General features: G+C 64.2%; 22 protein-coding genes. 16 read left to right on the forward strand and 6 right to left on the reverse strand.

The genetic code is table 11. The annotated features are described in order from the left end of the window. Positions 1-182: 182 nt before the first annotated feature. The 7 genes from J2Z17_RS00290 (at position 183) to J2Z17_RS00320 (ending at position 7553) form a co-directional block, all read left to right on the forward strand. Entirely contained in the window at positions 183-1760 is a 1578-nt protein-coding gene (locus J2Z17_RS00290) for an ABC transporter substrate-binding protein (protein ID WP_209941151.1), read from the forward strand. An 81-nt stretch (positions 1761-1841) separates the two neighbouring features. Continuing rightward, positions 1842-2780: an ABC transporter permease gene (locus tag J2Z17_RS00295; RefSeq protein ID WP_209941152.1), complete on the forward strand. Its 939-nt coding sequence runs from the start codon at positions 1842-1844 to the stop codon at positions 2778-2780. Then, complete coding sequence (locus J2Z17_RS00300; protein WP_209941153.1) at positions 2777-3637, forward strand: ABC transporter permease; 861 nt, start codon at positions 2777-2779, stop codon at positions 3635-3637. Before J2Z17_RS00295 ends, J2Z17_RS00300 begins: the two co-directional genes overlap by 4 nt. Then, positions 3634-4635, forward strand: a complete 1002-nt coding sequence (locus J2Z17_RS00305) for an ABC transporter ATP-binding protein (protein WP_209941154.1) — start codon at positions 3634-3636, stop codon at positions 4633-4635. The genes J2Z17_RS00300 and J2Z17_RS00305 overlap by 4 nt, the downstream gene beginning before the upstream one ends. Then, complete coding sequence (locus tag J2Z17_RS00310) at positions 4632-5660, forward strand: ABC transporter ATP-binding protein (protein WP_209941155.1); 1029 nt, start codon at positions 4632-4634, stop codon at positions 5658-5660. The genes J2Z17_RS00305 and J2Z17_RS00310 overlap by 4 nt, the downstream gene beginning before the upstream one ends. After that, a complete protein-coding gene (locus tag J2Z17_RS00315; protein WP_245223782.1) occupies positions 5660-7180 on the forward strand; it encodes a carboxypeptidase M32 in 1521 nt (506 codons plus the stop codon). Before J2Z17_RS00310 ends, J2Z17_RS00315 begins: the two co-directional genes overlap by 1 nt. A 160-nt stretch (positions 7181-7340) precedes the next feature. Then, a complete protein-coding gene (locus J2Z17_RS00320) occupies positions 7341-7553 on the forward strand; it encodes a hypothetical protein (RefSeq protein ID WP_209941156.1) in 213 nt (70 codons plus the stop codon). A gap of 54 nt (positions 7554-7607) precedes the next feature. On the opposite strand, the gene J2Z17_RS00325 is transcribed toward J2Z17_RS00320, so the two are convergent. Both J2Z17_RS00325 and J2Z17_RS00330 read right to left on the reverse strand, forming a co-directional pair. Then, on the reverse strand, positions 7608-9380 hold the full coding sequence (locus J2Z17_RS00325; protein ID WP_209941157.1) for an alpha/beta hydrolase family protein: 1773 nt from the start codon (positions 9378-9380) through the stop codon (positions 7608-7610). After that, positions 9380-10888, reverse strand: coding sequence for a lipopolysaccharide biosynthesis protein (locus J2Z17_RS00330; protein ID WP_209941158.1), 1509 nt, complete (start codon positions 10886-10888; stop codon positions 9380-9382). The genes J2Z17_RS00325 and J2Z17_RS00330 overlap by 1 nt, the downstream gene beginning before the upstream one ends. Positions 10889-11104: 216 nt before the next feature. Between J2Z17_RS00330 and J2Z17_RS00335 the strand changes: the two genes are divergently transcribed. The 4 genes from J2Z17_RS00335 (at position 11105) to J2Z17_RS00350 (ending at position 14160) form a co-directional block, all read left to right on the forward strand. Further along, positions 11105-12019: an ATP-grasp fold amidoligase family protein gene (locus J2Z17_RS00335; protein ID WP_209941160.1), complete on the forward strand. Its 915-nt coding sequence runs from the start codon at positions 11105-11107 to the stop codon at positions 12017-12019. A 129-nt stretch (positions 12020-12148) separates the two neighbouring features. After that, the gene (locus J2Z17_RS00340) at positions 12149-13264 is read left to right on the forward strand and encodes a GumK N-terminal domain-containing glycosyltransferase (protein WP_209941162.1); all 1116 of its coding nucleotides are present in this window, start codon (positions 12149-12151) and stop codon (positions 13262-13264) included. A gap of 127 nt (positions 13265-13391) precedes the next feature. Further along, positions 13392-13787 (forward strand): group II truncated hemoglobin, encoded by a 396-nt coding sequence (locus J2Z17_RS00345; protein ID WP_209941164.1) that lies wholly within the window; start codon positions 13392-13394, stop codon positions 13785-13787. 4 nt (positions 13788-13791) lie between these two features. Further along, the gene (locus J2Z17_RS00350; protein ID WP_209941166.1) at positions 13792-14160 is read left to right on the forward strand and encodes a DUF423 domain-containing protein; all 369 of its coding nucleotides are present in this window, start codon (positions 13792-13794) and stop codon (positions 14158-14160) included. A gap of 208 nt (positions 14161-14368) precedes the next feature. On the opposite strand, the gene J2Z17_RS00355 is transcribed toward J2Z17_RS00350, so the two are convergent. The 4 genes from J2Z17_RS00355 to pobA all read right to left on the reverse strand — a co-directional run bounded on the left by J2Z17_RS00355 (position 14369) and on the right by pobA (position 16788). Next, positions 14369-14758 carry a VOC family protein gene (locus J2Z17_RS00355; protein WP_209941168.1) on the reverse strand — a complete coding sequence of 130 codons (390 nt, stop codon included), beginning with the start codon at positions 14756-14758 and terminating at the stop codon, positions 14369-14371. Positions 14759-14806: 48 nt separating this feature from the next. Continuing rightward, positions 14807-15037 (reverse strand): hypothetical protein, encoded by a 231-nt coding sequence (locus tag J2Z17_RS00360; protein ID WP_209941171.1) that lies wholly within the window; start codon positions 15035-15037, stop codon positions 14807-14809. Next, positions 15034-15432, reverse strand: coding sequence for a DUF2325 domain-containing protein (locus J2Z17_RS00365; RefSeq protein WP_209941173.1), 399 nt, complete (start codon positions 15430-15432; stop codon positions 15034-15036). Before J2Z17_RS00365 ends, J2Z17_RS00360 begins: the two co-directional genes overlap by 4 nt. Before the next feature lie 186 nt (positions 15433-15618). Further along, a complete protein-coding gene (gene pobA / locus J2Z17_RS00370) occupies positions 15619-16788 on the reverse strand; it encodes a 4-hydroxybenzoate 3-monooxygenase (protein ID WP_209941175.1) in 1170 nt (389 codons plus the stop codon). 116 nt (positions 16789-16904) lie between these two features. On the opposite strand from pobA, the gene J2Z17_RS00375 reads away from it, so the two are divergent. The 5 genes from J2Z17_RS00375 (at position 16905) to J2Z17_RS00395 (ending at position 19265) form a co-directional block, all read left to right on the forward strand. Then, entirely contained in the window at positions 16905-17792 is an 888-nt protein-coding gene (locus J2Z17_RS00375; protein WP_209941177.1) for a helix-turn-helix domain-containing protein, read from the forward strand. A 103-nt stretch (positions 17793-17895) separates the two neighbouring features. Next, positions 17896-18216, forward strand: coding sequence for an ArsR/SmtB family transcription factor (locus J2Z17_RS00380; protein ID WP_209941179.1), 321 nt, complete (start codon positions 17896-17898; stop codon positions 18214-18216). 11 nt (positions 18217-18227) lie between these two features. Further along, complete coding sequence (locus J2Z17_RS00385; protein WP_209941181.1) at positions 18228-18491, forward strand: hypothetical protein; 264 nt, start codon at positions 18228-18230, stop codon at positions 18489-18491. Then, positions 18481-18855 (forward strand): DUF3817 domain-containing protein, encoded by a 375-nt coding sequence (locus tag J2Z17_RS00390; protein ID WP_209941182.1) that lies wholly within the window; start codon positions 18481-18483, stop codon positions 18853-18855. The genes J2Z17_RS00385 and J2Z17_RS00390 overlap by 11 nt, the downstream gene beginning before the upstream one ends. Then, a complete protein-coding gene (locus J2Z17_RS00395; RefSeq protein WP_209941183.1) occupies positions 18855-19265 on the forward strand; it encodes a CopD family protein in 411 nt (136 codons plus the stop codon). The genes J2Z17_RS00390 and J2Z17_RS00395 overlap by 1 nt, the downstream gene beginning before the upstream one ends. The last annotated feature ends 135 nt before the right edge of the window (positions 19266-19400 follow it).

Genomic DNA, 19400 nt, shown 5'->3' on the forward strand with positions numbered 1-19400 from the left:
TCCGCAGCGGGTTAGTGTTCTACTTCTCTAGGACAGCAATCCTGCTTTTCGCTGGGGCGCCTGTCAAGCGCCTGCAAGACACCCCGCAAATGTAAGATTCCGGCAGTTGACAGGTCCGGGATCGCGTGAAATCGTTACAGCCAACAAGAACAGTTCACGATAGAACTCATAAGGGGAATGTGATGAAAACCTTCGCTCGCGCGGCGTTGACGGCCGCCCTTGTCCTCAGTGCCGGCGTCTCGGCCCATGCCATCGAACGCGGCGGCACGCTGACCTATGGTCGCTATGCCGACAGCCTGTTCCTCGATCCGGTGCTGAACGATGCCAATGTCGACATCTGGATCCTGTCCAACCTCTACGACACCCTGCTTTTACCGACCGACGACGGCAAGGACGTCAAGCCCGGTCTTGCCAGCGAATACAAGATGGCCGACGACGGCATGAGCATCGCGCTCACCCTGCGCGACGGCATCAAGTTTTCCGACGGCTCGCCGATCACGGCCTCCGACGTCGTCTGGTCGCTGAAGCGGGCGACGAAGAAGGACAACGGCATCTGGGGCTTCATGGTCGACTCGATCGACGACATCGTGGCCGACGGCGACACCAAGGTGACGATCAAGCTGAAGCATCCCGATCCCGCGATCCTTGCAGCCCTCACGGTGTTCAACACCGCGATCATGCCGCAGAAGGCCTTCGAGGCCGCCAAGGGCACGACCGACGAGGAGAAGGCCAAGGATTTCGGCACCCATCCGGTCGGCTCCGGCGCCTTCATGCTGAAATCCTGGGATCGCGGCTCGGTGATGAAGCTGGTGAAGAACCCCTATTACTGGGCCAAGGGCGAGGACGGCCAGCCGCTGCCCTATCTCGACGAGGTCGACTTCCCGGTCATTCCGGATGATGCGACCCGCATCCTGAAGCTCGGTTCCGGCGAACTGGATGGCGCGGAATTCATCCCCTATTCGCGCGTGGCGGAACTCAAGGGCTCCGCCGCCGTCGACATGGAGCTCTTCCCGTCGACCCGCGTGCAATACGTGACGATGAACGTCCGCCCCGAGATCGACGGCAAGAAGAACCCGCTGTCCGACGTCAAGGTGCGCCAGGCGATGAACTACGCCATCAACAAGCAGGCGATCATCCAGATCGTCACGCATGGCGTGGGCACGCCGCAGACCTCCTACATGTCGACCGCCACGCCGCTGCATGCCGGCGACCAGCCGCTCTACCCCTACGACCTGGAAAAGGCCAAGTCGCTGATGAAGGAGAGCGGCTATCCGGACGGCTTCTCGACCAGCATTCTCGTGCTTGCCGGCAACCAGGACCAGATCAGCATCTCGACCGCCCTGCAGCAGATGCTCGGCCAGATCGGCGTCAAGCTCGACCTGCAGCAGGTCGACAATGCGACGCTGACCCAGCAGTACCGCGAGGGCAAGTTCGTCATGCGCAATGCCGCCTGGACGGACGACATCGCCGATCCGAACGAGATCACCTCCTATTTCGCCTATTCGCCGAATATCGACGCCCTGCATACCGGCTGGAATAGCGAGGAGGCCGACACACTCTTCGAAGCCTCGCAGAAGGAAATGGATGGCGCCAAGCGGGCCGAGGAATACGCCAGGATCCAGGAGATATTCAACACCACCGGCCCGACCCTGCCGCTCTACGAGACGCCCTATCCGGTGGCGCTATCGAAGAAGGTGCACGGCTTCCTGCAGATCCCGCTCGGCAACAACATCTTTTCCGGCGCCTGGAAAGACAAGTAAGCTGCTCTCAACCACCTGTCGCGCGGATATCTGTCAGGTCGTCCGCGCGACCTTTTTGCCTCGGGATGCCGGAGAGCCTTCTTGCACCTATTGAGTTTCATCCTCCGCCGCCTGCTGCAGATGATCCCCACGATCATCTTCATCTTCGTGGTGACCTTCGTGCTGGTCCGGCTTTTGCCGGGCGATCCGGCAAGCGCCATGATCGGCGACAGGGCGCTTGATGCCGACGTGACCCGGATCAATCACCAGCTCGGGCTCGACAAGCCGCTGCCCGTCCAGTTCCTCTATTATGTCGAGCGCATCGTTACCGGTGACCTTGGCGATTCCATCGCGCTGAAGCTGCCGGTCACGACGCTGATCGCGCAGCGCCTGCCCGTTACCTTGTTGATGACGGCGATGGCAGCCGTGATCGCTCTCGTGCTCGCCGTTCCGCTGGCCTTCGTCGCGGCGCTGCGGCGCGACAGCATTGCCGACAACGCCATTCGCGGCGCCTTCCAGGTGGGCCTGTCCATGCCGGTCTTCTATGTCGGCATCATCCTGCTCACCGTCTTTGCCGCACAGTTCAAGATCTTTCCGGTCGGCGGCTATGGCGAGACCGTCACGGAACATCTCTACCATCTCTTCCTGCCGTCGCTGACGCTGGCGCTCAGCCTCTCGGCGATCCTGATGCGCAATCTGCGGGCCTCGGTGATCGCGGTGATGAATGCCGAATATGTCGACTTCGCCGCCGCCAAGGGGCTTCGCTCCACCGTCATCCTCTACCGCCATATCCTGCGCAACGCGCTGATCTCGACCGTCACGCTGTTCGGCCTGCAGATCGGCACCATGCTCGGCGGCGCCGTGGTGACGGAAACCGTGTTTGCCGTGCCGGGCGCCGGGCGCCTGCTGATCGACAGCATCTTCGGCCGCGACTATCCGGTGCTGCAGGGACTGACGATCACGCTCGCCGTGCTGGTCTCGATCACCTTCCTGCTGACCGACATCTTCCAGGCCTGGCTCGATCCGAGGGTGGCGCGATGACCCTGCAGGATACCAAACCGGCGGCCACCCGCCGCCTGGCATTGTCGAGATTGCCGAAGCAGCCGCTCAGCCTCGTCTTCGGCGGACTTCTGCTGCTCGCAAGCGTGGTGCTCGCGGTCGTGCCGCAGCTGTTTGCGCCCTACGACCCGAACGCCTTCGACTACAATGCGCTGCTGGCACCGCCCTCTGCGGCCCATCTGTTCGGCACCGACAGCTTCGGCCGCGACGTGCTGTCGCGGGTGATCCACGCCTATACGATCGACATGCAGATCGCCATTTTCGCCACCATATTCCCCTTCGTCTTCGGCACGCTGGTCGGCGCCTTTGTCGGCTATTACGGTGGCCTGACCGAAGCGATCTTCGGGCGTGTCGTCGATGCCGTCATCACCTTCCCCTTCCTCGTTCTGGTGATCGCCATCGTCTCGGTGCTCGGCCCTGGCCTCGGCAACATGTATGTCGCCGTCAGCATCGTCGGCTGGGTGTTCTATGCAAGGCTGGTCGCCGCAGAGGTGAAGGTGCAGAAGCGGCTCGACTATGCCGATGCCGGCCGGGTCATGGGCTATACCGCGATGCGGATCATTTTCCGCCACCTGCTGCCCAACGCCATCACCCCGGCGATCGTCTACTGGATGACCGACATGGCGCTGGCGATCCTGCTCGGCTCTTCGCTCGGCTATCTCGGCCTCGGCGCCCAGCCACCGATCTCCGAATGGGGCGTGCAGATCGCCGACGGCAAGAATTTCATGAACACCGCCTGGTGGATCTCGGTCTTTCCAGGCGTCGCCATCGTGCTGACCGGGCTCGGCTTCAGCCTGGCCGGCGACGGGGTGGCCGAACTGCTGAGGGTGAAGCGATGACGACGGCAGCGGAACAGAGCGGGCTTCTGGTGCGCGGGCTGACCACCACCTTCGACACCGCGCGCGGCACGGCGATCGCTGCTGCCGATATCGATCTGGACGTCGCCCCCGGCGAGGTGGTCGGCCTGGTCGGCGAAAGCGGCTCCGGCAAGAGCGTGACGCTGCGCTCGATCATGCGGCTGGTGCGCGAGCCGGGCAAGGTGCGAGGCCGGGTCGAATGGAATGGCCGCGACCTGATCGGCATGCCGGCGGAAGACCTGCGCCGGCTGCGCGGGAGCGAGATCGCGATGATCTTCCAGGAGCCGATGACGGCGCTCAATCCGGTGCTGCCGGTCGGCCTGCAGATCGACGAAAACCTGAAGGCCCATACCGATCTCGGCCGCAAGGCGCGCCAGGCCCGCGCCATCGAGCTGATGACCATCGTCGGCATCCCCTCGCCAGAGACCCGGCTGAAGGAATATCCGCACCAGTTTTCCGGCGGCATGCGGCAGCGGGCAATGATCGCGATCGCGCTTGCCTGCTCGCCGAAACTGCTGCTTGCGGACGAGCCGACGACCGCGCTCGACGTGACCATCCAGGACCAGATCCTGAAACTGCTGCTCGACCTGCGCGACCGGCTGCAGATGAGCGTCGTGCTGGTCACCCACGATCTCGGCGTGGTGGCCCAGACCTGCGACCGGATGGCGGTGATGTATGCGGGCCGCATCGTCGAGACCGGCACGGTGCCCGAAGTCTTCGCCACCCCGCACCATCCCTATACCCGCGGCCTTCTGGGCTCGGTGCCGAATGCCGACGCGCCGCGCACCCTGCTGCGCTCGATCGACGGCACGCCGCCGAACCTCACCGATCTTCCGGCGGGCTGCGCCTTCCATCCGCGCTGCGCCTTTGCGACCGATCTCTGTCGGCGCGAGCGGCCGCCCCTCGAAACCTTCGGTCCGGGCCGCGCCGCTGCCTGCTTCCATCATCAGCAGGTCGCCAGGGCGGAGGCGCTGGTATGAACACGAATGTGCCGCTGCTCTCCATCGATGGTCTTTCCAAGGAATTTTCCGGCCCCTTCTCCCTCAGCCGCCGGCTGAAGGGATTGCCACCCATCTCGGTGAAGGCCCTCAACCACGTGACGCTCGACGTGAAGCGCGGCGAGACGCTCGGCATTGTCGGCGAAAGCGGTTGCGGCAAGTCGACGCTCGCGCGCTGCATGGTCAGGCTCTACGAGCCCGACGGCGGCGCCGTCCGCTTCGAGGGCAAGGACATCTCGACCTTGAAAGGCCCTGAGCGGCGCGCCTTCAACCGCCGCGTCCAGATGATCTTCCAGGATCCCTACGGCTCGCTCAATCCGCGCATGACGGTGGCGCAGATCCTCGGCGAGGCCCTGTCGGTGCACAGGATGCGGCCCAAGACGGAAATCCCGGCGCGCATCGCCGAACTGATCGAACTGGTCCGCCTGCCGGAAGATGCTGCCCATCGGCGGCCGCACGAATTCTCCGGCGGCCAGCGCCAGCGGATCGGCATCGCCCGGGCGCTCGCCGTCGAGCCGGAAGTGATCGTCGCCGACGAACTGGTCTCGGCGCTCGACGTCTCGGTGCAGGCGCAGGTGGTCAATCTTCTTCTGCAGCTGCAGGAGAAGCTGAAGCTCACCGTCGTCTTCGTCGCCCACGACCTGCGTCTCGTGCGCCATATCTCGCACCGGGTGGCCGTCATGTATCTCGGCCAGGTGATGGAGATCGCGACCGCCGAGGCGCTGTTTACCGCCCCGCGCCATCCCTATTCCAAGGCCCTGCTCGACGCGGCACCGGATCTCGATCCGGAGAACCGCAGCCGCGCCGTCGCCGCCACCGGCGAGATCCCGAGCCCGATGAACGTGCCGCCCGGCTGCCCCTTTGCCAGCCGCTGCCCCTATGTCTTCGACCGGTGCCGGACAGAACGCCCCTTGCTCACACCACGCGGCACCGGCCAGTATGCCGCCTGCCACCTGACCGATTTCGGCGCCGCCGAGCCACCCGTCCCAGCTTCCACCGAGACCTGATGCCCATGACCTACGAGACCTTCACCCGCGAGATCGCCCGCCTCAACGACGTCCTTTGCAGCATCAACCTGCTGACCTGGGATTCGCGCACGATGATGCCGGCCGGCGGTGTCGAGAGCCGCGGCAAGCAGATCGCGACGCTGACCGGGATTGCCCGCGATCTGGCGACCGGCGACGCCCTGCAGAAGGCCATCGAGGGCGCAAGGTCGGAGCTTACAGGCGTGCCCGCAGACGATCTTCGGCTTCGGGCGATCGAGACCGCGGCCACCCAGACGGCAACACTTGCACGCATACCGGCAAGTCTCGTCTCCGAGGCAGCGGAATTGAAGACGCTGGCACAGTCTGCCTGGGCAAGGGCAAGAGCCGCCGATGATTTTGCCGGCTTCGCGCCGATGCTGGAACGCACCATGGAGATGCAGCGCCAGATCGCCGGTGCCATCGGCTATGACGAGCACCCCTATGACGCGCTGGTCTCCACCTATGAACCCGGCATGCGCTGGAAGCGGCTGCGCGGCCTCTACGGCGAATTGCAGACCGCGCTGCTGCCGCTGCTCGATCGCGCCAGAGAGGTCCGGATACGCTCCGACATTCTCGAACGCAGCTATCCGGTCGAAAGCCAGCGCGCCTTTTCCGTGCGGATGGCGCAGCGCATGGGCTACGACTTCGACCGCGGCCGCCTCGACAATACGGTACATCCCTTCGAGATCTCGTTTACCCGCGAGGACGTGCGCATCACCGGGCGGTTTCGCGACACCTGGCTGCCGGGCGGCCTGTTCGCCGTCTGGCACGAGGCGGGCCATGGGCTTTACGAGCAGGGTGTCTCGCCCGACCTGACGCGCAGCGCCTTCACCGCCGATTTCGTCAATCTCTACGCCGTGGGCGGTGCCAGCTTCGGCACCCATGAATCCCAGTCGCGGCTGCTGGAAAACCGGGTCGGGCGCTCCAGGCGGTTCTGGGAACTGCATTTCGAAGAGCTGCGGCAGGCCTTCCCCGACCAGCTTTCCGACGTCAGCGCGGATGAGTTCTGGCGTGCCGTCAACGCCCCCCGCCCCGGCCATATCCGCGTCGAGGCGGACGAACTCACCTATGACTTCCACATCATGCTGCGCTCGGAAATCGAGGCCGGGCTGATGGCAGGCGAGGTTTCGGTCGGCGAATTGCCGGAGATCTGGGCGGCCAAGATGCGCTCCTATCTCGGGCTTACGGTTCCGAGCGACACGCTCGGCGTGCTGCAGGACGTCCACTGGTCGTCGGGCATGATCGGCTCCTTCCCGACCTATACGATCGGCAACATCATGTCGTCGCAGTTCTTCGCCGCGGCCCGCAAGGACCAGGCGGTCGAGACGGGCCTCGAAATTGGCGACTACCAGCCGCTCAAGACCTGGCTGAACGACCAGGTCCATCGGCATGGCCGGTCGCGCAGCCCCAGCGAATTGCTGCTTGCCGCCACCGGATCGGAGCTTTCGACGGAGGCCTATATCGCCGACCTGACCCACAAGGTCGATGAGCTTACCCTCTGACTTTGCTAGGGTCTTGCGTCAGCGTGCGGCGGCTGCCGTGCACGCAATGCGCGGAACAAACTTTATTTGGCATCCAGGCCGTGCAATCAGCGAACTTAACCATGCTTTAACGCTGCAGGAGAAAGATGAGCCTACATCGTTTTTTTAGATTTGGTTCATCATGTTTGTCCTATCCGTTCGCTACAAGGGTCACGAGCGCAGCCTGCTCGCCTCCGATATTGAATTTGAAAGCACCAGCATGACCGCTCAGATCTGCGACCGCGCGCTCAGCTTTCCGCTGGCCGATGTGCTGAGCGTCACGCAGGTCGATACCGCCGCGCCGAGCGAAGTCGGACAGCGGCCGGTGACAGCGACCTCCAGCTGGCATCACTGACAGCGTTACCAGCAGCAGCCGGCATTGCCCTGAAGAGATAGTCGACAAGCGCCCTCAGACGCGGGCGTCGACCGCCCGTCTGACGATGTCGATCAGCTGATCCTGCGCCGCGCGCGGCGTCAGGTTGTGATCGGCATTCTCGATGATTTCGAGCGACAGGTTGGAGAAGGCCTCGAGGCCGGAGAGATCCGGGCCGAAATACAGCGCCATCTGGTCGAGGCTCCCGTCATCGCGCACATTGGCAAACGAGACCGGCACGGCGCGGATCTCCAGATCGCGCAGAATCGTCGACAACCGCCGGCGGAAACGGCCGATCCTGGTAAGCGGGCCGAGATGCGGCGCCAGGCGCGTCATCGCCTTGGTGCGCAGTTGGCCCAGTACGTTGATCGCGGCACGCGGCAGGTTGACCTCACCTTTCAGGATGCGGCCGAGGATACGGATGTCGAAGGCGCGGCGACGGTAGTCGTTGAGCGAGCGGGCACCGACCCGCAAGGCGTTTTCGAGATTTTCCGCCGGATCGAAGATCAGCCGCAACTGGTTGACCGAGACGACGGCGGCGACATCCGCGCTGATGGCGGCGAAATGCAAGGCCGACCAGGCGCCGGAGCATCGCCCGACCAGGATGATCGGTCCGCCCGAACGCTGTTTCAGCATCCGCACGGCATGGCCGATATCGGTAAGCTGCTGGCTGGAATAGATTACCTGTTCGGGCGCGCCGGGCTGCGCCGGACTGTCGCCGATGCCGGAAAGATCGAGCCGGAACGACGCGATACCCTCGCCGGCCAGGTCCCGGGCAGCCCGAACCCAGATGCCGCCCCAGCCGATACGATGACCATAGCCGGTATTGAGATAGATGACGGTCGCCTTCGGCGCGGTCGCAACCGGGCATGTCAGCACGCCGAACAGACCGGGTTCCGGCCCGAAGGTCAGCACCTCCTCGGCAAAGTGCTGGCTGGCATGCATCGGCTGGAAGCGGGGCACGGCATCGGCGACTTTGCCGGCGAAACGCGCCTTGACCCAGCCGGCGATTGCCGCGATCGGCGAAAGCGGAATGACCGAGGTCGTCGGGCTTTCCATCAGGGCGCCATAGCCGTCGAAGCGCACGGCCTCGCCTTTGACGCCGGCCGCCGCAAGTGCTGCAAGCAGCTCGGCATCGGCCGCGTAGTCCGGACGCTCCAGCACCAGTACCGGCAGCTTCGCATCGAGGCCCTCGAAGCCGATCTTCAGGGGTTTCAGCTCGGCTGCCAGCCGCTCCGTCATCCGGAAACCGGCCAGCGTCACGGCGTCCGGCGGCGTGCCGAGATCGAGCCCCAGCGTCTCGCGGATGATTCGCTCGCGCATGTCGATCTCGCGCAGATAGCGCCGGCCCGACAGCACGGGGGCGGCAATGACCAGCCCGCCGGTGGCAAAATAGGAGCGCGCGGCGATCAGTGCCACGGTGGCGCCGAGCCCGATGCCGTAAAAGATCACCCGCTCGCAGCCGCTGGCCGCCCGCAAGACGTCGGCTGCGGCAAGCGCGCCTTCGGTCAACCGGACGAGCCCCGCCCCACCCTCGACCGGCAGCGCGTCGCCCTCGCCCGGATGATCATAACGCAGCACCGGAAAGCCCTGGCCGGACAGCCGGTCGCCGAGCAGGCGGTGGAACTTGCGCACGCAGAGTTCGTCATAGCCCCAAGGGTTGCAGACCACGATGCCGACATCGCCGGCGCCGGGATGATAATGACCGACAGTGCCGGCAAAGGTCAGCGGATGAAGAGACGCGCGCCCCGTTGCGTCAGGGGACGCGTCGCGGGCCTCCTCGATCTCGAAACGGTCCGCATGGGCCATCAGCCTTCCTCCCTTGCCGGCTTTCCAGGGCCGACCAGCAGCACCCAGCGAAGGGCCCCCGCAATCCCCGGCGGCAGGCGTCCGCCTGCCCATTGTCCCAGACTGTCGCGCAGGTCGCGCGGCAGGGCACCAAGCGCGATCAGCGCCATCGGATAGATCACGCCGCCGATCAGGATGCCGAGGATCATGCCCGGCAATCCGTCGACAAGACGCATGGTGCCGAAGGCGGCGGCGGCGCAAAGGCCGGCCGCGACACAGACCTTGAGCAGGCTCGCGACATCGACGGCGATATCGAGCCGGCGCCGGCAATACCAGAGATAGAAGATCAGCGTGACGAAGGACATTCCGCCCTTGATCCAGGCGGCCCCCTCGCCACCGAAGACGGGCACGATGGAGAAGATGGCGGCGACCGTGAACAGGCCGCTGACGATCGTCACCCGAAGCGTGACCCCGCTGCGCCGCGTGGCCAGCAGAAGCCGCGCCGGCGCGATGTTGATTGCCAGCGGCAGCGAGGCGATCAGCAGCACGACGGCCACATGGACCGCCGGGGTGAAGCTGGCACCGAACAGCGTCGGGATCAGCACCGGTGCGATGGCCGCCCCGCCGAAGGCGATCGGCGCGATCAGCACGGTAAGGCCAAGCAGGCTCCGGTTGAAGACGCGCACGAGCGTGACGTGATCGCCGCGATCATGGTGGTAGCCCAGATACGGCACCAGCGTTGCTGCCAGATAGAGCCCGACCTGCAGCACCATCCCCGACATGGTGGCACCGACGGCGTAGTAGCCGACATCGAGCAGCGTCAGGTAGAAGCCGATGATCGCCAGTTCGACGCGCGATGTGAGGATGGCCGAAAGCGCGGAAGACACCCAGTTGTCGCGGGCATAGACGCGCATCTCGGGCGTGATCGGCGCACTTGGAACGGATCTGGGCGCCCGGTAGCGGTAAAGCGCCAGCGCCTGCGGCAGATGCCGCGCCACATGGCCGAAGATCGCGCCGGCCGGACCGAGGATAAGACCGCCGGCCAGCACGGCAAAAGGCTGGATCAGGCAGCCGACGGCGGCAAAGGCGGTGCTTTCGCGAAACCGGCCGAGCCCTTCGGCGGCAGCCAGCGACATGGTGGAGAAGCCATAGGCGGCGAACAGGACGATATTGCCGATCCAGATGACGCTGTCGTCGATGCGCCCGCGCTGCCAGAGCAGGACCGCATAGGCAAGGCCGATCAGCGACAGCAGGCCGGTGGACAGGGCGAACGGTCGCGACACGGCATTGACGAGTGCTGCTCCGCCACCCTCGTCGTCCCCCCGGCCGATGAAGCGCAACAGCGCCTGGGTGAGGCCGAGCCCGGACACCTGGACGCCAATCGTCATCAGCCACAGCGCATAGGCGACGATGCCGGAGCCCTCGACGCCGAGCAGCCGTGCGACGACGATGCTGGAGGCAAGGCCGGCAAACAGCGACAGCAATCCCGCGGCCGTATTGAGCAGCGATGAACTGAGCATGGATTGCATGACGGCGGCCGTCTCCGTTTCCCGGCCACCCGCATGCAAGCGGGCTCTCTGGCCGAAGATCGAGCGCATCCTAATCAAGCGGACTTAAGATTCGGTTGCCCGGCGGAGCGAAACACGATGTGCGACGGGGCAAGATCAGGGCGTGCGAGCGCTCATTTAACGCGGATTTAAGGAAACACGAATACGGTCCGCGAAAGCTCAAGGGTAGCATGATCAATGACTGACATTTCCCTTTCAGCGCACCAAAAGGGGTCGCTGACGCAAAAGATGCGCCATCTGTTCTGGCGGGCGATTTCCAGCCTGCCGGACGCGCCCTATATCCGCTGGAAATATTTCTCCCTCTCCGGCCGGTTTCCGGATCTCGCCAAGCCGCGCCTGTTCACCGAGAAGGTGCAGGTGCGCAAGCTCTACGACCGCAATCCGATCTATCCGGGTCTGGTCGACAAGGCCGCCGCCAAGGCGGTGATTGCAGAGCGGGCCGGCCCGCAATACGTAATCGAGACCTATTGGGTCGGCACTGACATCAAGACGATCGACTGGTCGACGATCAGCCTGCCGGCGGTCGCCAAGCCGACCAATGGCAGCGGCCAGGGTTGCTTCCTGCGCACGACGACCGATGTCGCACGCTTCATCGCAGAGGACCCGACGCCGCACTGGCTAGCGATCAAGCATCACCGCATCAATCGCGAATGGGCCTACGGCGCCGTCGCGCCGCAGGTGATCATCGAGCGCATGCTGGTCGAGGGCGACGGCGCGCCGGATGACTACCGGGTGTTCATCTTTTCCGGCGTGGTCTCGCATATCGAGGTGCGCCTGCGCCGCGACGGCATCGGCTACGAATGCAACTACACGCCGGACTGGGAGAAGATGGCCTATTGCGCCGACTATTACCCGCTCTATCCGCAGGCGGTGGAACGGCCGGCGCAACTGGACGAAATGCTCGATGTGGCGCGCAGGCTGGCGGCCGATCTCGACTTCATGCGGGTCGATTTCTATGTCACCCCCGGGCGCCTCCATGTGGGCGAGATGACGCTTTATCCGGGCGGCGGCTTTCACGGCTGCGTCGCCGATGAATATGACGCGGTTCTGGGCGAGCGCTGGCAACAGCAACTCTACGCGAAAAGTGGCTGAATGCGCGGGTGACCGCGGCGGACCGGTTCTGGCAATCAGAGTCCGGACTAGCCTTCAAGGCCTTGTTTTCAAGAGGGTTCTCATCCGTTCACGCACCCTGCACTGGCGAACATTTCCAAGGGGGCCGACATGAAATTCCTCTTTCTCTCGACCCATGCCTTCCTGCCGGCGACACGCAAGACCAGCGTGCATTTCGTCGCGGAAGCCCTGGTCGCGCGCCGCCACAAGGTCGACACGGTCAGCGTCGGCATGAGCCGGCTGACCGCCTGGAAGAAACCGCAGCTCGTCGAGGGCGCGATCGCTGCCGGACAGAAGAACCGGTTCGCAGACACGGCACCGGGTTATCGTTCGGCCGCCTACCTGCCGCCACTGCACCCGTTCAGCACCTCGCATGCCTGGGTCAACCGGCTGACCGCGCTTACCTTTCCGCTCTACGGCAATCTGCTGCCGGGCTTCCTGCGCCAAGCCATAACGGACGCGGACGTGGTGGTCATCGAATCCGGCACGGCGATCGCCTTTTTCGACGCGGTCCAGCGTCTCAATCCCAAGGCAGCCGTGATCTATTTCTGCCGCGACCGGCTGGATACGGTCGGCGCCTCGGCCTGGCTGCAGGCAACCGAACAGCGGATTGCGCCCCTCTGCGATCGCGTCATCGTGCCTTCGCCGCGCATGGCCGACCACCTGCCGAAGACCGCCAGGGTCCGCTTCATTCCGCAGGGGATCGACAAGCAGGTCTTCGATGCGGCGACCGTCTCGCCCTACCCGCCCGGCACCCTGAACGCCGTCTCCGTCGGAAACATGCTCTTCGACCGCGCGGCCATCGAGGCCATGGCGGCGGCGCGTCCGGATATCACCTATCATCTGTTCGGCGCCGGCATTCCGGACGATTTCGCCGGCAATGTGAGGGTCTATGGCGAGCGACCATTCCCCGACATCGTGCCCTTCATCAGGTTTGCCGATTTCGGCATTGCGCCCTACAGGCTCGGTGAACGCGAACTCTATCTGGCGCAGTCGAGCCTGAAGCTGCAGCAATACAGCTACTGCCTGTTGCCGATCCTGGTGCCGCGGCTGCTGGAAGGCAGCCGCGGCAATCTCGTCGGCTATGACCGCCCTGAGACCCAGGACTGGACATTGCTGCTCGACCGCGTGCTTGCAAGCGCGCATCCCGAAGGCTGGCGCGACGGCATCCTCACATGGGACGAGGTAGCCGAACGGATCGAGGCGGAAATCCCGGCGTCGGCCTGATCTGATCCGATCGGTCGACGATCCCCTGCTATGCCGCTTTGCCGCACCCGTTTCGTCTTGCCCCGACCGGCCGCAGCCGGATAGACCGGGATGGACAAACGGACCGAACGGGAAAAGGCCGAAGGCTTTGAGCGACGAGACGATCACCCTTTACGAGGCCATCGGCGGAGATCCGACGATCAGGGCTTTGACGCATCGCTTCTACGAGCTGATGGACACGTTGCCGGAGGCAGCCGCCTGCCGGGCGGTCCATCCGGACGACCTGTCACGCAGCGAGGAGAAGCTCTACGAATATCTGTCGGGTTATCTGGGCGGGCCGCAACTCTATATCGAGAAATACGGTCACCCGATGCTGCGCCGACGGCATTTCGGCGCGGCCATCGGACCGGCCGAGCGTGACGGCTGGTTCCTATGCTTCCGCCGGGCGATGGAAGAGACCATCCCCAACGAGAAGCTGCGGGCGATCATCTGGGAGCCGGTCGAGCGGCTCGGCCATCACATGCAGAACAAAGAACAGGATTGAACGGATGACCGCATTCGACCGCTTCACCCTGCCGGTGATCTTCGTGGCCGGCCTTGTCGGCGCGGCGGGCGTGGCGCTTGCAGCCGCCGGCGCGCATCTGGGCGGCGCGCTGATCGGCCCGGCCTCGACCATGTGCCTTGCCCATGCGCCGGCCATGCTGGCGCTGGCCGCGCTTTCGTCGGCCCGGCTGCGCACGGCCATACCGTCGGCGCTCCTGCTCGGCATCGGCACGCTGCTGTTTTCCGGAGATCTGACGTTCAAGCAGTTTTACGGTGAAAGCCTGTTTCCGATGGCCGCACCGACGGGCGGCATGATGGTGATCATCGGATGGCTGGTCGCGGCCGTCGGCGTCTTTCTGCCGCCGCGCACCTAGGCTGCACCGGCATCATCAGGGGCATCACCGGTCTGTCCGGCATCCTCCGGTCATCGATCACCCGAGGCGGGCGCGATCATCCGGACCACCGGGTCCAGACGGCAGGCAGCCCTGGAAATCTCCGTCCAGACACCGTTTCGGGTTTCGGGACGAAAACGCCAGAGCAAAGGTCGACGTCGCGCGGATGCGCAGCGCCGACAGGGTGGGATCAGGCCGGCAGATCGGCGACGCGGGTGCGGCCGAAAAACAAAAGATTGCCGTGCGGGTCGCGGATGTGGAAGCTGACCAGACGATCCTCGTCCTCACGCACCTTGACCAGACCGTCGGCGCCGCGGCCGAGGAAGTCTTCATAGAGACGCTCGACATTGTCGGAGCGCAGGAAGACCGAGCTGTTGGTGACGAGATAGGGGTCCGCACAGCGCCAGAAATGCAGTTCGATGCGACCGCGGGTCAGCACCAGACAATCCGCGTTGCAGCAGGCAATGGCGGTGAAGCCAAGCGATTCCGTGTAATATTTCTGGGTCTGTTCGAAATTCAGCGACGGCAGAATAGGCATTACGTCGATCATGTCGACATCGGCAGGGAGCATCGCGTTCATGCGCGTTTCCTTCAAGGCGGCAACCCGCAGCAGAAACTCCCGTTACCGCTATCTTGCGGCTTTTTTCTGCCAACCGGAAACCGGAAAGTTGATGATTTTGGCGTCGCTGTTCAGCAACGTCTGATGTATGTGCCTTTTGGGTCTTTCATGCAACCCCGGCAGGCGCAGGATCGCGGCAGACTGTTGCAGAAATGTGGCGGCAGGCTTAACGGGTAGCATGCTCTCCACAACGTGATGATCCGCGAGCAAGCCCATGGAATTCACAACACCATCGGTCATGTATTGCTCCTTTCCGAAAGAGTCTGCAAGGCCCTGTCCAGACTGGATTTACTGCCATTTCGCAAGGGTACGAAAGTCTTGCCGAACTTCTTGCATCCGGTCTTCACCCGCAGACAGGCATCATGGCTGATACAGTCGATCGGGCAGAAGACGCAGTCTACAGATGGCAACACAGTGTCAATGCGTGAGACCGCTTCACGCAGGCCGCCATCGTGGTGAATGAGCTCCGCGCCATGATTGGTGGCAATCTGCCGCAGATGCGCGACCTGGCAATCGCGCCCGCCCACATAGAGAAAGCTGCGGATCGCGGTCGTCTGCCGGTTCTGGTCCTCCGCGGCAGTTGCCTGCGACGGCGGCGGCGGCGCGTGCCGCGGCTTCTTGCCCTTCTTGCCCATGTCCACTCCTCAACTGATCTGCCGCGCGCCGACGGCGCTGATGGCTCAACGAGTCAGACCTTAGTAAAGTTGAGTTTTGGAGTAAAGATTAAAGGTGACGAAAAAACTCACCTTTTTAGGCGCCGTGTCGCGGCGTCCGTTTTTCGGCTCGCCGTGATGCTGCAGCCATTGCCCGGCGCGCCGCCGTCAGTAAGGCAGGCCGACATAGTTTTCGGCCAGGGCGGTCTGCGCGGCGATCGAGCCGGCGAGATAATCGAGTTCGGCCTCTTGGATCTTCTGGCCGAAATCGCCGTCTTCGGGAAAGCGGTGCATCAGCTTGGTCATCCACCAGGAGAAGCGCTCGGCCTTCCAGATCCGCGACAGCGCCCGGGCAGAATAGGCGTCGATCCCGGCACGGGAGGTGTCGAGATAGAAATCGCGCAGGCCCTCGAACAGGTAATGCACGTCGGAGGCTGCAAGGTTGAGCCCCTTGGCGCCGGTCGGCGGTACGATGTGGCCGGCGTCGCCGACCAGGAACAGCCGCCCGAAGGTGAGCGGCTCGGCGACGAAGGAGCGCAGCGGCGCGATCGACTTCTCGATCGACGGGCCGGTGACGACAGCCTCGGCGATATCGGCAGGCACCCGGCGGCGCAACTCGTCCCAGAAAGCATCGTCCGACCAAGCCTCGACCCTGTCGTCGAGCGGCACCTGCACGTAGTAGCGGCTACGGGTCAGCGAACGCTGCGAACAGAGCGCGAAGCCGCGCGGGTGATTGGCATAGATCAGTTCTTCATGGGCCGGCGGCACATCGGCAAGAACCCCGAGCCAGCCGAAGGGATAGACCATTTCATGGGTCTCGAGCCCCCTGCCCTCAACCGCGGCGCGGCTCGGACCGTGGTAACCGTCGCAGCCGGCGATGAAATCGCAATCGATCCGGTGAGTCGTGCCATCCTTCTCATAGGTGACATAGGGCCGGTCGCCGTCGAAGTCGTGCGGCGTCACATCGGCGGCATTGTAGATGGTCGTCGCGCCATGGCTCTCGCGGTGATCCATCAGGTCACGTGTCAGCTCGGTCTGGCCGTAGACCATGACGGTCGAGGAGGTCAGGCCCGCCAGATCGATGCGGCAGCGGCGACCGGAAAAGGAGAGTTCGACGCCTTCGTGGATCAGGCCCTTGCGATGCATGCGCGCGCCGCAGCCGATCTCATCCATCAGCCCGACCGTTCCGGTTTCCAGCACGCCGGCGCGGATGCGCCCGAGAATATAGTCGCGGTTGACGCGATCGAGGATCACGGCATCGATGCCGGCCTTGTGGAGCAGTTCGCCCAGAATGAGCCCCGACGGCCCCGAGCCGATGATGACGACTTGCGTGCGCATGATCTGAAATTTTCCTCCATCTGCTGACGATTGTCAGACCGGGCGGGCTTGCAATCAATGGAGGATTTCGTCATTTTCTTGGACAATTCGAACATAGAATTGCAAGGGTCCAGCCCATGTCGTCTGTGCCGACCTACAGCCTCTACGGCGAGAACGACCGGGAATCGGCAGAATTCTGGGTCCACGCGGAATCGATCCCCAGCCGCTCGAGCCGGTATGACTGGGAGATCCGGCCGCACCGCCATGAGCATCTTTTTCAGATACTGCACATGCGAAGAGGACGCTGCACGTTGTCGCTCGGCCAGCGGACAGTCACCCTCGAAGGGCCTGCGGTCGTGGTCACCCCACCGCGCCACGACCACGGCTTCCGCTTCTCGCCCGATATCGACGGATCCGTGCTGACCTTCGTGGCGGCCCGGTTTCCCGCCTGCCGGCCGCCGATGGATGCCGAGCCCGCCGCGATGGCGGATTGGCTGTCGCAGCCGCGGGTGGTCCCTCTCGAGGCCGAGCAGCCGGACCGGGACTTCCTCGTCCTGACCCTTGCGCAGATCGAGCGGGAGATCCTGACCGGCACGGCAAGCGCCATCGCTTTGGTGGAAAGCCTGCTGGCCAGCGCGCTTGGCCTGATGCTGCGGATCAGCGGCGAGGCGCCGGAAGGCGGGCTCGACCGCGACCGGGCGCGACTGGCGCTGCTGGAGCGGATGATCGCGGAAGATTTCCGCGCGCATCTGCCGGTCACCGATTATGCGCGCCGGCTCGGCGTCTCGGCGACCCATCTCAACCGGATCACCACCATACAGACCGGAAAGCCGGTGAGCCGGCTGATCGCCGAGCGGATCGTTACCGAAGCCAAGCGCGAGCTCGCCATGACCATGCGCCCGATCGGCGAGATCGCCGACAGCCTCGGCTTCGACGACCAGGCCTATTTCTCCCGCTTCTTTTCAAGCAAGGCCGGCCTTTCGCCCCGGGCCTACCGCGACAGAGCTGCACGCCCGGCCGGCTGACATTGCGGCACCACCCGCCCCTGCGACAAACCGGTACTGCGGCACCTGTTGACGGTCGGCATTTCATATGAAATATTTTTCTGACACCTAAAAGGAATTCCGGATGCAAGACGGCGACACATTGCTGGGCATTTTGCAGGCGCTCGCCAACCCGCACCGCCTGCGGATCATCGCCGCGCTGCACAAACAGGGCCGCAACTATGTGAGCCAGATGGCGCGCGAGGCCGGCATCAGCCGTCCGCTTCTCTACCTGCATCTGCAGAAGCTGGAGGAAGCCGGACTGGTCAGGAGCGCACTCGAACTCTCCTCCGACGGTAAAGCGCTCAGCTATTACGAACTTGCGCCCTTCACCCTGACCCTCACACCCGAAACCATCGCCGGGGCCGCCGCGAGCCTGAGCGACACCAAGCCTGCGAAACGCTGAAAGGACATGCCATGCACGCCAATGGCCACATATTCGTATTGCTGACCATTCTCATCCTGCTGACGATCGTGGTGATCGCGGCGATGAAATACTGGTCGGCCAGCCGCGCCCGCCGTGACGAGACGGCATTGCGGGAGGAACTTCAGGCACTTCGCGAGGAGATGCGCACCGGCCAGCGCCACGCCGCCGAGGCGCTGGCCGCCATCCGCCAGAGCCTGACCAGCACCGAAGACAAGCTCGGCTCCATCGATAGGATCCTGCGCGATGTCGGCTGAGTTCGAACCCGCCGTTTCATCGCTCCCCGCCGCCGCAAATCCGCCGGCGGATCCCCTTCGGTGGCTGCGCTACGGCGCCATGCTGGAAGCAACGACGCTGCTTTTGCTGGTGGCGGTCGCCGTGCCGGCCAAGCACCTATTCGGTTTGCCGATGGCAACGGCGATCATGGGCCCCGTGCATGGCATGGCCTTCCTGATCTATATATGGCTGGTGACCAGCCATGCCTCGGAACGGGCATGGTCCGCCTCCACCGTGATACGCCTGATCGCCGGCGCCTTCATTCCGCTGGCCGGCTTCGTCAACGAGCGCTGGCTGAGACGAAAGATGACGAGCGAATCGACGGACAGCAAGGGAGCCCTTTGATGATCTATCTGCTGCTGAAAACCCTGCATCTCCTGTCGGACTTCCTGTTCGTCGCCGGTGTGCTGATCAACGGCGCCTGCCTGATGGCCAGGCCCCAGGGCATGGGGCCGGTCCAGCTTTCGCTCGCCCGTCGGCTCAACATGCGCATGACCAGTCCTGCCCTGTTCGGCGTATGGGTGTTCGGCCTGGCGCTGGTCTTTTCCGGCAACTGGTGGCCGGACGGCTGGCTTCTGGCCAAGATGGCGATCGTCCTCGCCCTGTCGGCCCTGCACGGCATGCAGACGGCGGCGATCAAGCGGCTGTCCCAGGATCCGGCAGCAGCGATTTCGGCACCGGCGCGTCACTCCTTCGTCCTATCGCTTGCAGCGCTGCTGCTGATTGTCGCACTGGTCGTCCTCAAGCCCTTCTGACGGCCTGGAAACCTGAAGGCCACGGGTTGGTCCGGACAGGCTGCCGGGCCTGTCCCGCATGGCTTTGCGGAAGAATTTTTACCGTTTGATAAATTTTTATTCCTGAGTTAGCCTGTTCGCAATCGCACCACAAAA

This window comes from Heterorhizobium halophytocola (genome assembly GCF_017873095.1).
GTDB classification, from domain to species: Bacteria; Pseudomonadota; Alphaproteobacteria; order Rhizobiales; family Rhizobiaceae; genus Allorhizobium; species Allorhizobium halophytocola.

Coding starts and splice junctions, on each gene's coding strand:
- J2Z17_RS00320 (WP_209941156.1), top strand. CDS start 7,341: ATGTTTGTCCTATCCGTTCGCTACAAGGGTCACGAGCGCAGCCTGCTC.
- J2Z17_RS00375 (WP_209941177.1), top strand. CDS start 16,905: ATGTCGTCTGTGCCGACCTACAGCCTCTACGGCGAGAACGACCGGGAA.
- J2Z17_RS00390 (WP_209941182.1), top strand. CDS start 18,481: ATGTCGGCTGAGTTCGAACCCGCCGTTTCATCGCTCCCCGCCGCCGCA.
- J2Z17_RS00395 (WP_209941183.1), top strand. CDS start 18,855: ATGATCTATCTGCTGCTGAAAACCCTGCATCTCCTGTCGGACTTCCTG.
- J2Z17_RS00330 (WP_209941158.1), bottom strand. CDS start 10,888: ATGCAATCCATGCTCAGTTCATCGCTGCTCAATACGGCCGCGGGATTG.
- J2Z17_RS00335 (WP_209941160.1), top strand. CDS start 11,105: ATGACTGACATTTCCCTTTCAGCGCACCAAAAGGGGTCGCTGACGCAA.
- J2Z17_RS00300 (WP_209941153.1), top strand. CDS start 2,777: ATGACCCTGCAGGATACCAAACCGGCGGCCACCCGCCGCCTGGCATTG.
- J2Z17_RS00310 (WP_209941155.1), top strand. CDS start 4,632: ATGAACACGAATGTGCCGCTGCTCTCCATCGATGGTCTTTCCAAGGAA.
- J2Z17_RS00305 (WP_209941154.1), top strand. CDS start 3,634: ATGACGACGGCAGCGGAACAGAGCGGGCTTCTGGTGCGCGGGCTGACC.
- J2Z17_RS00290 (WP_209941151.1), top strand. CDS start 183: ATGAAAACCTTCGCTCGCGCGGCGTTGACGGCCGCCCTTGTCCTCAGT.
- pobA (WP_209941175.1), bottom strand. CDS start 16,788: ATGCGCACGCAAGTCGTCATCATCGGCTCGGGGCCGTCGGGGCTCATT.
- J2Z17_RS00325 (WP_209941157.1), bottom strand. CDS start 9,380: ATGGCCCATGCGGACCGTTTCGAGATCGAGGAGGCCCGCGACGCGTCC.
- J2Z17_RS00360 (WP_209941171.1), bottom strand. CDS start 15,037: ATGACCGATGGTGTTGTGAATTCCATGGGCTTGCTCGCGGATCATCAC.
- J2Z17_RS00355 (WP_209941168.1), bottom strand. CDS start 14,758: ATGAACGCGATGCTCCCTGCCGATGTCGACATGATCGACGTAATGCCT.
- J2Z17_RS00385 (WP_209941181.1), top strand. CDS start 18,228: ATGCACGCCAATGGCCACATATTCGTATTGCTGACCATTCTCATCCTG.
- J2Z17_RS00340 (WP_209941162.1), top strand. CDS start 12,149: ATGAAATTCCTCTTTCTCTCGACCCATGCCTTCCTGCCGGCGACACGC.
- J2Z17_RS00380 (WP_209941179.1), top strand. CDS start 17,896: ATGCAAGACGGCGACACATTGCTGGGCATTTTGCAGGCGCTCGCCAAC.
- J2Z17_RS00365 (WP_209941173.1), bottom strand. CDS start 15,432: ATGGGCAAGAAGGGCAAGAAGCCGCGGCACGCGCCGCCGCCGCCGTCG.
- J2Z17_RS00315 (WP_245223782.1), top strand. CDS start 5,660: ATGCCCATGACCTACGAGACCTTCACCCGCGAGATCGCCCGCCTCAAC.
- J2Z17_RS00350 (WP_209941166.1), top strand. CDS start 13,792: ATGACCGCATTCGACCGCTTCACCCTGCCGGTGATCTTCGTGGCCGGC.